We start from the raw sequence: 15,121 nt of genomic DNA on the forward strand, positions 1-15,121 counted from the left end.
TATCGGGCGCCGGTCAGCCGGAACGGTCCGCCGCGAGCCGGAGCGCCGTGTCGAGGTGCTCGCGCCGCATCCGCTGATCGAGGTAGATCAACGCCGTGACGGCGGCGCTGAACGGCACCGCGACGGTCTGGGCGACAACGCTCCCGATCCCGAGGATCAGCCGATGTCCGGCCAGCGTGCCGTCGGCCAACGACGGCGTGCCTGCCCCCAGCGGCAGGAGCTGGGTGACCAGCAGCTGGATGATCACGCTGATCAGGAGCGTGATCAGCAACGCCGCAAACAGCCGGCCGCACACGTGCCACCATGCGCCGGCGACCAGGTTCACCGACCGCCTCACTGCGACGGTGACCCCGCTGTGGCGTTCGTGCACCAGTGCGGGCACGGCCAGGCCGAGGAACACGTACGCCACGACGCCGGGGACGACCAGCAGGACCAGTCCTGCGACGGTGACCGCCGTGACGACGATCGTCAGCCCCAGCACCGGCAGGAGCCGCGGCCTGAACTCGGCCCACACGTCACCGGCGGTCACGGGTTCGCCCACGACGGCGCGGCCGACCACCACCGTCAGCACGCCGACGACGAGCGCGTGTGCCAGCAGGTCGACGAACGCGAACGCGGCGTTGACGGCCAGCGCGTTCACGGACATCTCCCAGACCCGCCCCGGCTGTGGCAGCAGATACAGCTCCGCAACCTGCACCAGCACCACGTGGATCAGGGCGATGAGGGCGGCCGCACCGAAGACGACGCCGGCGTGCCTGCGCATCGTTGCGACCGCACCGTCGGTGATCTCGGCGAGCCGCAGCGGGCGCAACGGGATCACCCCGGGCTGCGGCGCCTCGGCTTCGCCCGGGGCCGGGCCGTCTCCCGGAGACGGGTGACGCGGCTCCCCGGGGTCGCCGTGCGGCATACCGCTCGAATCGTCCATACCACCCAGACTGTCACGGGGTGTGCCACGCCGATCCACGCCCAGGGCCCGCGGTCACATGTTGGCGGCGCGGCGCAGCTCCGGTGCGAGGTTCTCACGGCGGATGCGCTGGTCGATGTAGATCAGCCCGGCGACCAGCGACATGAACGGGGTGACGATCGTGCTGGTGATGACGGTGCCGATCTCCTGGATGAACACGTCACCCCCGCTGAGTGCCTGGCCGGGCGGCGGCGCAGCCAACGAGAACGGGAGGCCGATGACCAGGCTGACGCCGACACCGATGACCACGGCGGCGAGCAGGAACCCGAACACCCGCCACCACGAACCCTTGACCAGGGCCACCGAGCGCTTGATCGCCGAACCGATGGTGCCGCGTTCGAGCACCAGCGCCGCCGTGGCCAGGCTGAGGTAGACCCAGAGCGCGATCACCGGCAGGAGCGTCAACAGCACGCCGAAGGCGCCCATCGCCGTGATCAGCAAGGCGCCGAACAGCCCGGCGACGATCACCTGGGCAGCCGTGACGACCACCGAAAGGCCGAGCACCGACAGCAGGCGTGGTTTGAGCTCGGCCCACGCCTCGCCGAACGTGATCGGCTTGCCGAGCACCGCCCTGCCGACCACCGTCATCAGCAGACCCGTGAGCACGGCCTGCACCAGCAGCATGACGGCGAGCTGGACGGCGAACGCGGGCAGCATGTCCCCCAGCATGTTCTCGAGCTGCTGCATCTGCCGTTCCGGCGAGGCGGCCGGGTCGATCTCCGCGACGTCGGCGAGCATCGACCGCGTCACGAAGTAGGACACTGCGCCGCTGATCACCGCGATCACGAACGACGTGCCGAACACGATGCCGGCGTACGACCGCATGGTGGTGAACGCGCCGCCGACGACCTCGCCCAGCCGCAGCGGTTCCAGCGGGATCACCCCGGGCTGCCGCCCGTCGTTGGCGCCGCCCGACGACGGGTAGCGCGGCAGCTCGGAGTCACCGTTCGACATGCCACTCGAATCGCTCATAACGCCGATCCTGCCATCCGGGTTCCACGCTGACCGGGCGACCGCGCCGTGGCCCCGTCCGGCTTCACTTATGCTCTGGCGCGCACGCGATCACCACTGGGGGAGCACACCGCATGACGCAGCCACCGCCCGGCCCGCCCGGCGGCGACCCGTACGGCCGCCAAGGCCCACCGGCCTCGCCCGGCCCGCAGGGTCCACAAGGGCCGCAGGGGCCGCCCGGTGCCGGGGGCCAGTGGCCGGGCACTCCGCCGCCTCAGGGGCCTCCGCCTCAACAGGGACCCGCGCAGCATGGTCCACAACACCCCGGCGCTCCCCAGTACGGCCCGCCCCCGCAGGGGTCACCCGTTCAGGGCCCACCCCCGTACGGACCACCCCCGTACAGTCCTCCGCGTCCGCCGAAGTCGAACGGCCCGGCCATCGCCGCCGCTCTCGGCGGGGTGGGCGTACTGGCCGTGGTCGTGGTCCTCATCGCGACGCTGACCAGTGGCAACGACACGTCCGAGCGGTACGCCCACCGCGGCGTGGACGCACCGGCATCGACCACCACCGAGTCGAAGTCGACCACCGAGACCTCCACCGAGACGACCTCGCCGTCGAGCGAGACCGAGTCGAGCACGACGGGCAGCATCGTCACGTTCACCGAGGAATCCGGGGTCGAGGCGCCTGCCGGTCCGGAGAAGGTCTACAAGCTGGGCCAGCATCCGTTGTTCCAGAACACCGACGGCGGTCTCACGGCGAACGCGTGCCCACTGCCGGCGTGGCAGGACACCGACGCGGCGGCGAAAGCGTTCCTCACTGCCGCGAACGACTGTCTGAACACCACGTGGGGCGATCTGCTGCGCGCCTACAACCTGCCGTTCGAACGGCCGACGCTGCACTTCCCACGCGGCCGGTCGTACAACACGCCGTGCGGCACGGAACAGGTCAGCATCAAGCGCGCCGCCGTGTACTGCGAGAACAACCTGTACGTGCCCATCGCCGGGCTACAGCTCGAGAACTATCCCAACCGACCGGGCATCCACCTCGCACTCCTGGCCCACGAGTACGGCCACCACGTGCAGTACGTGTCCGGCATCCTCGACGCGGCGTGGCAGCAGATCAACAACGCCGGCGGCCTCGGCACCACGAAGGGGGACGCGGTGTCGCGCCGGATGGAGCTGCAGGCACAGTGCTTCTCCGGCATGTTCATGGGGTCGCACACCGGTCGCAGCGGCGCCGACGGCGTCACGCAGACCATGCTCGATCACGCCTGGTACAACCAGCAGGAACGCGGCGACGACACCTCCGGCACCACCGACCACGGCTCGAACGAGAACTACGCGGCCTGGTGGCAACAGGGCAGCCGCGACAACCGCCTGTACCAGTGCAACACCTGGCTCGCCGAGGCCGGCTCGGTGTCCTGACTGTCCGGTTCGCACAGCCGGTGTCCGAGTTTTCCCCGCCCGCGTCAGCGCCTCACGGAGCGTCGACACCGGGCACACCCGGCCTGCGCCTAGGGTGCCCGGCTATGGTGATGGGAGCGACCAGTGAGGCGGACGGGGCCGCGACATGACAGATCCCGGACCGGACGCGGCGTCCGGTGAGGATTCCGGCGACATGCCGAGTTCGGGCCACGCGCGGCGCGGCGGCACCCGCACCCGCGTGCCGGTCGTCGTGTTCTCACTGGCGGGGGTCGTCCTGCTGGCACTGGCGAGCGTGCTGGCACTGGTCGCCTTCACCGGCGACGACGAGGGCGGCGCACCGTCCGGTGGCGGCAACGCGGGTTCGGCCCGAGCCACGGAGACGGTGCCGGGCGACATCCGCGCGCTCGGCGACCGGCCGATGCTCAAGGACCCCGACGCCGGACTGCAGGCCGTGTCGTGTTCGCTCCCCGAGTGGCGGAGCAACCCGGCCGCGGCGCAACGGTTCTTCACCGTCGCCACCGACTGCCTGAACCGCGCGTGGGAGCCGTTCCTGCGTCGCTACGACCTGCCGTTCCGCGAGCCGACACTGCACTTCCCCGACGGCCCCTCGTTCCGCACGCCGTGCGGCGACATCCGCGTCGACGTGACGACCGCGGCCTACTACTGCAACGACAACCTCTACGTGCCGTTCGACGGCCTGCAGACCGACTACTACGGCCGCCAGGCCGGCATCTACCTGTCGGTGCTGGCCCACGAGTACGGCCACCATGTGCAGGAGGTCGCGGGGATCATGGACGGCGTGTGGGCGCAGATCAACGCGGCCGGCCAGCACAGTGAACGGGGTCAGGACCTGTCCCGCAGGCGCGAACTGCAGGCACAGTGCTTCTCCGGCATGTTCATGGGCGCCCACACCGGCCGCAGCGGCCCGGAGGGCGTGACCCAGCAGATGTTCGACGCCGCCTGGTACGACCAGGACACCCGCGGTGACGACACGTCGGGAACCACCGACCACGGCTCGAACGCCAACTACGCGGCCTGGTGGCGGGCGGGGGCGGAGTCGAACCGCATCGTCGACTGCAACACCTTCACCGCCCCGGCGTCGAAGGTGTCGTGATCCGGCACCGGCGTTACGCGAACCGTCCGGGAAGACCGCCCTGCCGGGGACCGCGGATCACGAGGAAGGCGTACACGCCGCCCGCCGCGCAGCTCAGCACCAGCAGCGCCATGCCGAGCGGCCTGCCCAGCTCACCCATTCCCGCATCCGTGCTGGCCAGGTGCACCGAGATCGGTTCACCGGCGGGCTCGGCCGGTTGGTCGGGCACGGCGATGTGCACGGTCTCGTCCTTGTCGTGCCCGCAGCCACTGAGCGTGCCCGTCCTGGTCGTGCCGCCGTCGGTGAACCGCACGGTCTCCCCCGCGGCCGCGTCGGTGCAGTCCGTGGGATCAGTGACGGTGGCCTCGACGGTGCGGTGATCCGCGCCGCCGGCCGTGGCGAACAGCGACGGGCCCGCCAGCCACGCCAGCGCCGTGATCACGAGGCCGGCCACGACCGCCAGCCCGGCCGACCGCCAGCCGACGGCGATCGCCGGTTTGCCCGATTCCGCTTGTTGCCGCACGCGCCCAATCGTCGCAGATATCCCGGCACCGGCCCAGAAAAGCCGGGGCAGCCAACATCACACCGTGACCGCGCAGTGTGACCGCCGGCGGCTCGTCCGACTACGACCGCACGGGAAGCCGTTTTCCCAGCTCAGCCCATCCGGTGGCAGCGGAGAGCCGCCGGGTGAGGAGCTGCCCGCGTGCGCCCGTCAGCGCTCGTCGTCGTCATCCGATCCCGTAGTGTGACGGACATACAGCAGGCGGTCACCGGGTTCGAGCGCGTCGGCTTCGGGCGCATCCACCCGATAGAGCTGCCCCGCGCGGACGAGTCCGAGAACCGTGTCGGGCAGATGCCGCGGGGAACCGCCCTCCTCCTTCGGGGTGACCGGCCGCTCCGCGATGGCCAGGCCGGTCTCCGGGGTGAGCAGATCCTCGACCATGTCGACCACCAGCGGGGTGCGCGTGGCCATGCCCAGCAGCCTGCCCGCCGTCTCGCTGGAGACCACGACCTGATCGGCGCCCGACTGCTTCAGCAGGTGCACGTTCTCCGCCTCCCGCACCGAGGCCAGGATGCTCGCCTTCGGCGCCAGCTCCCGTGCAGTCAGCGTGACCAGCACCGCCGTGTCGTCGCGGTTCGGTGCGATGACCACCGACCGGGCACGCTGCACCCCGGCAACCCGCAGCACGTCCGCTCGCGTGGCGCTGCCGTGGACGGTGATCAGGCCGAGCGCGCTGGCGGCGTCGAGCGCCTGCTGGTCGGTGTCGACGACCACGACCTGGTTCGCCTCGACGTCGTGTTCCGCCAGGAGCGCGTTGATCGCGGACCGGCCCTTCGTGCCGAATCCGATGACCACCACATGGTCTCGCACCTTGTTCCTCCACTTCTGGATCCGCAGCGCCTGGCGCGAACGCTCCGTCAGCACCTCCAGTGTGGTGCCGACCAGCACGATCAGGAACGCCACCCGCAACGGGGTGATGACAACGATGTTGGTCAGCCGCGCGAAATCGGTCACCGGCGAGATGTCGCCGTAGCCGGTGGTCGACAGCGACACGGTCGCGTAGTAGGCGGCGTCCAGGAACGAGATACCGTCCCCGTTGCTGTCGGTGTACCCGTCGCGGCCGATGTACACGATGACCACGGCCACGAACAGGAAAAACACCGCGCCGACGATGCGTCGGGCGATCGCGTTGAGCGGGCTGACCTTGGCATCCGGCATCCGGATGACGCCGACCAGCGCGTGGCCCGGTTGTTCGGACAGCGGCCGCTGCCGGAGCAGTCCCTTGATCACGCTGAGCAACCCTAGCCGTTGTCGTCCACCGATCGCAGCAGCGCACGCAAACCGTCGGCATCGGCCAGGTCGGCCGGGCGGACGGTGCGGTCGTGGCGTACGTAGTGGAACGCGGCGCGCACCTTCTCCAGCGGCGCACCCGACAGGCCCGCCCACGCGAGGCGGTACGCCGCGAGCTGCACCGACACCGCCTGCATCGCCGACTCGTCCGGCACCCCACCGGTCTTCCAGTCGACGACGGTCCACCCGCCATCGGCATCGGCGAACACCGCGTCCATGCGGCCACGAACCGTGACGCCGTCGACGACGGTGGAGAACGGCACCTCGACGTCGTGCGGCGTGCGGTGCGCCCACTCGCTGCGTTCGAACGCCTCGCGCAGGGCGTCCAGTTCCTCGTCCGGCGCCTCGCCCTGATCCGCCGCGCCGGGCAGGTCGTCGAGGTCGAACAGCCGATCACCAGCGAATCGGCGTTCCAGCCAGCCGTGGAACGCGGTGCCGCGGCGGGCGTAGGCGTTCGGCGGGAACGGCAGCGGCCGCCGCAGCCGCCGGGCCAGTTCGTCTGGCCTGCCCGCGAGCTCGACGAGCTGACTCACCGACAGCTGCCCCGGCAGGGCGATGTCCTCGGTGCGCCCGGAGGCGCGTTCGCGCTCGGCCAGCAGCACGTCGGTGTCGGCGGCCCAACCTTCGGGATCGGCGTCGGGTTCGTCCCCGGAAAGCGGGTCGTCCTCGGGAGGCTCGGCCGGCTCCGGGTACGGCTCACCACCCAGCGGCAACGCGAGCTGATCGTGCTCGTCCGCAGCCACGGTGGATTCCGGCGCTACGAACTCCGACAGGGTGGACTCCGGTGCGGTGGACTGCGGCGCTGCGAGCTCCGGTGCTGCGAACTCCGACACGGTGGACTCCGGGGACGTCCCGGGACCGGCGGGCTCGTCCAGCGCGGCGATCGCGGCGAGCACGGCGTCGGCACCGTCACGAACGGCGTCCCTGCGCGCGCCGAGAGGGTCGGCGGGCCAGGTCACCGGTTCGGCGTTCTCCCCGGCGAGGGGATTCTCGGCGCCCTCCTCGGGTTCCTCGGCCCACGTGGTGATCGTGCCGATGCGCTCGTCCTCGGTGATGGTCTCGGCGACCTCGGTCAGGAACGCCGACGGTCCCTTCGGCGACCCGCTCGTCTCGCCCCACCAGTGGCCGGATACGAGCAGGTGCTGTTCGCTGCGGGTCAGTGCGACGTAGCAGAGCCTGCGTTCCTCCTCGGCGTGCCGGTCGACGAACGCGGCCTCGTGTTCCTTGCAGGCGTCGAGGACCTCTTTGCGGTTCTCGTCTCCGCGCAGGTGCAGGTCCGGCAGGTCCTGGCGGTCGCCGCGCAGCGGCGCGGGCAGCTCGGTGACGGTCCGCAGCCACGACGACGACCGCCGGTCCCCCGGGAACACGCCCTTCACCAGATGTGGCACGGCCACGACCCGCCATTCGAGGCCCTTCGACGAGTGCACGGTGAGCACCTGCACCCGGTCGGCGGCGACCTCGACCTCGCCGGGCGGCAGCCCGTCCTCGGCGTGTTCGGCGGTGGCGAGATAGTCCACGAACGACAGCAGCGTGCCGGTGGGCGAGTTCTCGGCGTACTCGGTGACGACGTCGGCGAACGCGTCGAGATGCGCCCGGCCCGCGCCGCCGGGACGGGCCATGGCCTCCACGTCGAGCAGCATGGTGCGTTCGACGTCGGCGACCAGTTCGGGCAACGGCTGGTCGAGTCGCCTGCGCAGCGCGCCGAGCTCCTTGCTGAGCCGCGTGATGCGCGCGTAGCCCGTATCCGAGTACCGCCCCGGGTCGCCGGGGTCGTCGAGCGCGTCGACCAGGCCGGCCTCCTCGGCGCGTTCGGTGACGATGTCGTCGCCGTCGGCGGAGAGCTCGCCGGCCCTGCGCCACAACGCGCCGAGGTCGGCGGCGGCGATCCGCCAGCGCGCGCCGGTCAGCAACCGTGCCGCGGCGGTGCCGGACAGCGGTTCGGCCAGCACCCGCAACGTCGCGACGAGGTCGGCCACCTCGGGTTCGTCGAGCAGCCCGCCGAGGCCGACGACCTCGACGGGCAGCCCGCGGGCACGCAGCCGTTCGGCGATCGGGGCCATGTCGGCGCGGCGCCGCACCAGCACGGCGGCGGTGGGCGGAGTGCCCGTCGCGTCGCGTTCGGCGTACCAGGTGCCTGCGAGTTCGTCGGCGAGCCACTCACGTTCGGCGCGCACGTCCGACAGGAGTCCACATCGGACGTCGGCGGCGGGCGCACCGTCGCGGGCGCGGAGCCGCTGCACGCCGAGCCCGCCCGCACGCAACGGTTCGGCGACGGCGTTGGCGAGGGTCAGCACCTCGGGCGGATTCCGGAAGCTGGTCAGCATGCCGTACTCCCGGGCGGGCAGGCTACGTCCGGTCTCGCCGTCGGCGCGCGGGAAATCGGTGGTGAACCGGGGCAGGTTCGCCGCGCTCGCGCCGCGCCACCCGTAGATCGCCTGCGCCGGATCGCCCACGGCAGTCACCGGCAACGCGTCGGCGTCCGCGCCGCCGAACAGCGACCGCAGCAGCACCCGCTGAGCGTGGCCGGTGTCCTGGTACTCGTCGAGCAGCACGGCGCCGTACCGATCGCGTTCGGTGGCGACGACCTCAGGGTGCCCCTCGGCGAGGCGGGCGGCCAGTGACATCTGGTCGGCGAAGTCGAGCGCCCCCTCGGCGCGCTTGCGCTGCTTGTAGGCCTCCACGAGGGGCAACAGCGAGAGCCGGAACCGCTGCGACGTCAGGATCTTCTGCAGGTCGACGGGCATCGCCGCACGCTGGCCCTTCGCCCGCGGCGCGTTCTCGATCAACTCGCACAGCCACGTGGTGTGCTCGACAAGCGGTTCCTCGTCGACGAGGTGTTCCGCGAGTTCGCCCGTCAACCCCAGCAACTGCGCCGTGACGCTGGCGGGCACCAGATCGGTGTCCAGGTCGTGATCCCAGGTCGACACCACGCGGTGCGCCAGCCGCCACGACGCGGTCTCCGACAGCAGTCGCGCACCCGGCTGCACCGGCAACCGCAGACCGTGTTCGCCGAGCAGCCGCCCCGCGTAGGCGTGATACGTCAGCACCGTGGGTTCGCCGGCCAGCACCGACGCCCGCCGCGTGCCACCGGGATCGATGCGGTCGAGCAGCCCCGACCCCGCGAGCACCCGCAGCCGGGCCCGCACGCGGTCGGCCAGCTGCCGCGCCGCCTTGCGAGTGAACGTCAGTCCCAGCACGCGTTCCGGCGTGACGAGGCCGTTCGCGACCAGCCACACGACGCGCGCGGCCATCGTCTCCGTCTTGCCCGCGCCCGCACCGGCGACGACCAGCGACGGCTCAGGCGGCGCCGCGATCACCGCGGCCTGCTCGTCGGTCGGCGTGGGCAGGCCGAGGGCGTGGGCGACCTCGGCCGGGCTCACCAGCTGCGTCACGGCCCCGTCACCTGCCTGCCCTCCGGACGTGCCGGGCACGACGACCGCGCGGGACACCGGTCGCAGTCCTGGTTCTCCCGCGCCTCGTACGACGGTCCCGCGGTGGCGGCCGCCGCGTCCCGCACCAGCCGGAGCCAGTGCACCTCGCCGCCGGAGTCCAACGGCGGCTGCTCCCGTTCGCTGGAACCGGTCTTGGTGTGGGACTTGGCGACGTAGACGAGCTTCGCACCGCCGGGCTTGGCCGCCGCCTGCGCCGACTGCGGGTTCCGCGCGGCCTGCGTGGTCTTCAGGTGGTGCTCGAACGCACCGAGCAGCACCGCCAGCTGGTAGGCCGCGAGCTGCGGATGCTGCTCGGCGTCCTTGGCGCTCACCGCGTTCTTGCCGGTCTTGAGGTCGACCACGACGGGCCTGCCCTGGCCGTCCACTTCGAGCCGGTCGACCCGGCCGGTCAGCGTGACCCGCAGCTGCGCGTCCGCGCCGTCGTCGCCCGCTGCGTTCACACCGGCCGTGTCGGCGTCGTCGGTGTCAGCCGTGTCGGTGTCGGGGTCGTCGGGATCATCGGGGTCACTGTCCGCGTCGCCGTCGCCGACCGCCGCGTCGAGGGTCGCGGGCAGCTCCACCGACATCTCCTGCTCCACGGCCAGTTGGGTGAGGTCCTGTCTGCTCTGCTGCAACCAGTTCAGGAAGTTCTGCACCATCTGTTCGACCCGCACCCGTTCGCGGCGGGAGAACCACGGCGCGCCGGCGTCCACTTTGGTCCACGCCTTGTCGAGTTCGGCGGTGATCTCGGCGTGGTCGGCGCCGGATGCCGCCGCCTGGGCGAGCGCGTGCACGAGCGTTCCGGTGACCGCGGCGAGCTGCGACGGGTCGGCACCGCCGTGTCGTTCGATCAACCAGCGGAGCGGGCACTTCGCGAGCACCTCGACCGTGGACGGGGACACACGCACGGGTTCGCCCGGTTTGCGGAGCGGTTCGACGGTGCTGGGTTCGTGCAGGCCGTACCACTGGCTCGGGTGCGCTCCTGGCACACCAGCCCGCGCGAGACGGGCGAGCTGCGTCGCGGCGCGCCGCTGGCGGTCGGGGGTTTCCCCGTCGTCGCACACCACCGAGCGCAGCTCGCCGACCAGTTCCGGCAGCACGAGCGCCCGTTCGCGCCGGTAGACGCGCACGTCCGGGCCCGCGTCGGCAGCGTCCTCGTGGGCGAGCAGTTCCTCGACGAACCGCGACGGCTGTTCGTCCTCCCCCTGCACCGCCGTGACCAGCAGTTCCGAACGAGCCCGGCTCGCGGCCACGTAGAACAGGCGTCGCTCCTCCGCCAGCAGCGGCGCGATCACCGAAACACCGTCGCCGTCCACTCCGGACAACAGGTCGACGAGCCGCTCCACCCCGAGCAGGGTGCCGCGTGGCCGCAGATCAGGCCAGCCGCCCTCCTGGGCACCCGCGACGGCCACGACCGTCCACTCACGACCCGCCGCGGCATGTGCCGTCAGCAGGGAGACGCCGCTGCCCCGCGCGGCCACGGGCGCGAGACTGTCCCCCGCGATGTGCTGCGAGGTCAGGTACTCGGCGAAACCGCCGACGCTCGCCTTCGGCAACCTGTCGACATAGCGACCCGCCACGTCGAACAGGGCGACGACGGCGTCGAGATCGCGATCGGCCTGCGCGGCGAGCGAACCGCCGCGTTCGATCTGCCGGAGCAGCCGCTTCTCCAGTCCGCTCGCCTGCCACACACGCCACAGCACGTTCTCGACGTCCATACCACTCTGCGCCGCTTCCCGTGCCGTGGCCAGCAGGCCACCGACGCGGCGCACCGGTGCCGCCTCGGCGTCGGCAAGGCCGGCGAGGATGTCGCCGCCGCGCAACACCTCGACGAGCAGGTCGTCGCTGGAACGCTCGCCGCCCCCGGTCAGCTCCAAGCGGCGCAACCCGCGCCGCAACCGCCGCAGTGCCAGCGGATCCGCACCGCCGAGCGGAGAGGCGAGCAACATCTCGGCCACGTCGGCGTCGAGCGCGTCGGGGTCGGTGGCCAGACGCAGGATCTCCAACAGCGGCCGCACCCCGGACTGGCGGGCCAGCGGGACCTCCTCGGCGGCCGACGCGATCGGCACGCCCGCGGCCGCCAGCGCACGCTGCAGCACCGGCATCGACCGGGTCGGGGACCGCACCAGTACCGCCATCTCCTCCCACGGCACCTCGTCGAGCAGGTGTGCCCGGCGGAGCCGGTCGGCGAGCCAGGACGCCTCGGCGGCAGGCGTCGGGAACAGCCGTGCCCGCACCGCGCCCGGTTCCGCGTCCGAATCGGGTTCGGCGATCCGGGTGTCGCGGGCGAGGCCGGTGCCCGCGAACCCGCGCGCGATGCGGGTCACGGCGTCGTGCACGGCGGGCGCGGGCCGGTGGGTGCGGGTCAGCGTGACGGTCTCGGCCCCGTCGAGACCGGACAGCAGCGTCGGATCCGCGCCACGAAAGGAGAACACGGACTGGTCGGGGTCGCCGGCGAGCACGAAGTCGTCGGCCGTGCCGCCCAGCAGGCGCAGCAGCCGCAACTGCAGCGGGTCGAGGTGCTGGGCGTCGTCGACGAGCACGTGCCGCAGGCGATGCTGTTCACGCTCCAGCAGTTCCGGGTCGCCCTCCAGTTCGACGAGCGCGCTGGCGACGAGTTCGGCGGCGTCCATGGCGGGCGCACCGGGCGTGCCCATCGCGTGGCCGCCCGACCCGTGCAACAGCGTGACCTCTTCGTACTGCCGCCAGAAGTTCCCGGCCGCGACCCATTCCTCGCGGCCCTCGGACCGGCCGAGTTTGACCAGATCCTCGGGTCCGAGGCCGCGCTCGGCGGCACGCAGGATCAGGTCGCGCAACTCCTCCGCGAACCCGGCGATGCCGAGCGCGGGACGGAGCCGCTCCGGCCAGTCGTACGCGCCGCGTTCCAGGTCGCCCGCGAGGAGTTCGCGCACCACGACGTCCTGTTCGGGCCCGGACAGCAGCCGCGGTTCAGGCTGCCCGGTGAGGTTCGCCTGCAGCCGCAGGACGGCGAACGCGTACGAATGCACCGTCCGCACCATCGGTTCGCGCACCGTGTGGTGGGTTCCCGTGCGGTTGGTTCCCGTGGCGTCGGGGTCGTCCGCGGTGTCGACCGCCGTGATGCGGCGCGTGATGTCCCTGCGCACGACATTCGCGGCACGCCGGGACGAGGTCACGACGAGGATGCTCTCGGGGTCGGCCCCGCAGCGGATTCGCTCGGCCGCGAGTTCCGCGGTCAGCGCCGTCTTGCCGGTGCCGGGCCCGCCGACGACCCGGACGAACCCCGCAGGCGCCTCGAACAGCCGGGCGACCTCGGGCTCCCAGACATGAGCGGGTACGGCCGGTACGGACAGCCGCACCAACCGGGCATTCAGACCACTCCTGCTCACGGCTTCCGATGGAACCACGCCACCCCGACAGCCCCGCCGCCCGCGTCGACTCACCGGCGGCCACGGCGTCGGCCCACCGGGGCATTCGGGAACAGCCGCCCCACCGAGAGGCGTGACCGGGCCGACGGGAGCGCCCCCAGGGCACCTTCGGGGCACCCGTCGAACACGGCACCCGTCGAACGGGGCACCCGTCGAACGGGGCACCCGTCGAACACTGCCGCGCGGAGCGCCTCCGGTTGGGTGGAGGTGGGGGACGGTGTTCGATGCCCAAGATGCCCTTGGGGGCGAGTCCGGCCCACACCTAAGCTCAGCGGCATGGACGAGGAGTTGCACGAGCGGATCCGCGACGCCGTCACGACGATCCCGCCCGGCACCGTCGCCACGTACGGCGACATCGCCGCCCTCGCCGGCGCCCCGACGCCCCGGATGATCGGCCGGGTCCTGTCCGAGGACGGCGCCGACATCCCCTGGCATCGCGTGCTGCGCGCCAACGGCACCCCGGCGCCGCACATCGCGGGCCGGCAACTCGAACTACTTCGCGGCGAAGGCGTCCTCGCCGACGGGCGGCGCATCGATCTGGGCACCTACCGGTGGCGGCCGGAGTAGTCCGAGAGTCCCGCCACATCACCACCAGGGGCTTGCGCATTCGGTTAGGCTTGCCTAATGACCGTCACGGCGCAGTCCCACGCGGCCCCGACCGCGGCTCCCGCCCCGACCGCACCGAGTCCGACCGCACCGAGTCCGGGCACGCACGACCCGGCCGCGCCGGAGTCGACCGTGCAGGACACCGAAGCCACGACCAGTTCCGCGACCCGGGCAGGCACGACGCACGCCGAGGTCACCACAACGCCCGCCCGGCCGCAGTTCGCCTTCCGACGCCTGACGGTGTCGGCGACCCGGGAGCTCACCCCGCACCTGGTGCGCGTGACCTTCACCGGTGACGACCTCGACGGCTTCGTCACCGCCGCACCCGACCAGTACGTCAAGGTCTTCTTCCCCCACAGCGGCCGCACCCGCCCGGACCTGCCGCCTCCCATCGAGGGCGACACCACGTCGTGGTACCGCACCTACCTGGCCATGCCCGACGACGTCCGCCCGCCGATGCGTACCTACACCGTCCGCGCGTTCCGGCCCGAGCAGTGCGAACTGGACATCGACTTCGTGCTCCACCCCGACGGCGGCCCGGCCTCGACCTGGGCCTCGGGCGCACGCCCGGGCGACGAGATCGCACTGATGGGCCCGCACGGCATCTACGCCGTCCCGGACAGCGCGACCTGGCAGTTGCTCGTCGGCGACGAGTCGGCGATCCCCGCGATCGCCGCGATCCTGGAACAGCTGCCCCGCGACGCCTGCGCCCGCGTGTTCATCGAGGTCGGCGACCCCGCCGACCGGCTCAACCTCCCGAGCCCGGCCGCCGACGTCGACGTCCGCTGGATCGTCCGCCACCCCGGCTCGTACGGCGACGCGGTGCTCGACGCGGTCCGCGCGGCCGACCTTCCCGCCACCACGCCGTACGCGTGGCTGGCCGGTGAGGCCGAGCTCGTCAAGTTCGCGCGGCGCCACCTGGTCCGCGACCGCGGCGTCGACAAGCGCGCCGTCACGTTCACCGGATACTGGCGTAAGGGCCGCTCGGAGGAAGAGGTCGGCAGGGAGAATCTCGCCGGGTCGACTGCGACTTCGACATCGACTGCAACATCGGCTTCGGCTTCGGCTTCGGCTTCGGCTTCGGCGAGCTAGCACTCCACGGCGTTACGAAGACGCGACTCCGTGACGATCGGGTCGGGGATCAGCCTGACGACGGACACGGCGAACGTCGAGCTCAGCGACTCCGAGGTGCGCGGCATCGCCGCCACCGCGATGAGGATCAAGCCACGGGGCACCTCGTGCATGGTCGAAGTCGCGCTCGTTCCCGACGACGATGCGCAGACCTTCCACGCCGACGTCAGCGCGGTGACCGACGGCGACCCGTGCCGACTCGCCGAGCGCGTGGCCGCTCACATCCTCGACACGCTGCCCGGTTGACCGGCTTCTGCGGGGA

Annotated in this window: 11 protein-coding genes; 5 read left to right on the forward strand and 6 right to left on the reverse strand. The window is 71.9% G+C overall.

The window, feature by feature from the left end; genetic code table 11:
* Positions 1-13: 13 nt before the first annotated feature.
* Positions 14-925 carry a hypothetical protein gene (locus LY40_RS24280; protein ID WP_258938266.1) on the reverse strand — a complete coding sequence of 304 codons (912 nt, stop codon included), beginning with the start codon at positions 923-925 and terminating at the stop codon, positions 14-16.
* A 54-nt stretch (positions 926-979) separates the two neighbouring features.
* Complete coding sequence (locus tag LY40_RS24285) at positions 980-1,936, reverse strand: DUF7847 domain-containing protein (RefSeq protein WP_228725951.1); 957 nt, start codon at positions 1,934-1,936, stop codon at positions 980-982.
* Positions 1,937-2,373: 437 nt separating this feature from the next.
* Here LY40_RS24285 and LY40_RS24295 point away from each other — a divergent pair, with 437 nt between their 5' ends.
* Positions 2,374-3,339: a neutral zinc metallopeptidase gene (locus LY40_RS24295; RefSeq protein ID WP_258938267.1), complete on the forward strand. Its 966-nt coding sequence runs from the start codon at positions 2,374-2,376 to the stop codon at positions 3,337-3,339.
* A 145-nt stretch (positions 3,340-3,484) separates the two neighbouring features.
* Positions 3,485-4,453, forward strand: a complete 969-nt coding sequence (locus LY40_RS24300) for a neutral zinc metallopeptidase (RefSeq protein ID WP_228725952.1) — start codon at positions 3,485-3,487, stop codon at positions 4,451-4,453.
* 13 nt (positions 4,454-4,466) lie between these two features.
* On the opposite strand, the gene LY40_RS24305 is transcribed toward LY40_RS24300, so the two are convergent.
* The 4 genes from LY40_RS24305 to LY40_RS24320 form a co-directional block, all read right to left on the reverse strand.
* On the reverse strand, positions 4,467-4,955 hold the full coding sequence (locus LY40_RS24305; RefSeq protein WP_258938268.1) for a hypothetical protein: 489 nt from the start codon (positions 4,953-4,955) through the stop codon (positions 4,467-4,469).
* A gap of 189 nt (positions 4,956-5,144) precedes the next feature.
* Positions 5,145-6,152, reverse strand: a complete 1,008-nt coding sequence (locus LY40_RS24310; protein ID WP_258938353.1) for a potassium channel family protein — start codon at positions 6,150-6,152, stop codon at positions 5,145-5,147.
* Positions 6,153-6,235: 83 nt separating this feature from the next.
* On the reverse strand, positions 6,236-9,676 hold the full coding sequence (locus LY40_RS24315) for an ATP-dependent helicase (protein WP_258938269.1): 3,441 nt from the start codon (positions 9,674-9,676) through the stop codon (positions 6,236-6,238).
* Positions 9,673-13,083 carry an ATP-dependent helicase gene (locus LY40_RS24320; RefSeq protein WP_258938270.1) on the reverse strand — a complete coding sequence of 1,137 codons (3,411 nt, stop codon included), beginning with the start codon at positions 13,081-13,083 and terminating at the stop codon, positions 9,673-9,675. Before LY40_RS24320 ends, LY40_RS24315 begins: the two co-directional genes overlap by 4 nt.
* Positions 13,084-13,398: 315 nt before the next feature.
* Between LY40_RS24320 and LY40_RS24325 the strand changes: the two genes are divergently transcribed.
* The 3 genes from LY40_RS24325 to LY40_RS24335 are packed head-to-tail and all read left to right on the forward strand — an operon-like array spanning position 13,399 to position 15,105.
* Positions 13,399-13,689: an MGMT family protein gene (locus tag LY40_RS24325; RefSeq protein WP_258938271.1), complete on the forward strand. Its 291-nt coding sequence runs from the start codon at positions 13,399-13,401 to the stop codon at positions 13,687-13,689.
* 57 nt (positions 13,690-13,746) lie between these two features.
* Positions 13,747-14,820 (forward strand): siderophore-interacting protein, encoded by a 1,074-nt coding sequence (locus tag LY40_RS24330; protein ID WP_258938272.1) that lies wholly within the window; start codon positions 13,747-13,749, stop codon positions 14,818-14,820.
* A 30-nt stretch (positions 14,821-14,850) separates the two neighbouring features.
* Positions 14,851-15,105 carry a hypothetical protein gene (locus LY40_RS24335; RefSeq protein WP_258938273.1) on the forward strand — a complete coding sequence of 85 codons (255 nt, stop codon included), beginning with the start codon at positions 14,851-14,853 and terminating at the stop codon, positions 15,103-15,105.
* The last annotated feature ends 16 nt before the right edge of the window (positions 15,106-15,121 follow it).

The organism is Prauserella salsuginis (assembly GCF_024648885.1).
Lineage (GTDB): Bacteria > Actinomycetota > Actinomycetes > Mycobacteriales > Pseudonocardiaceae > Prauserella > Prauserella salsuginis.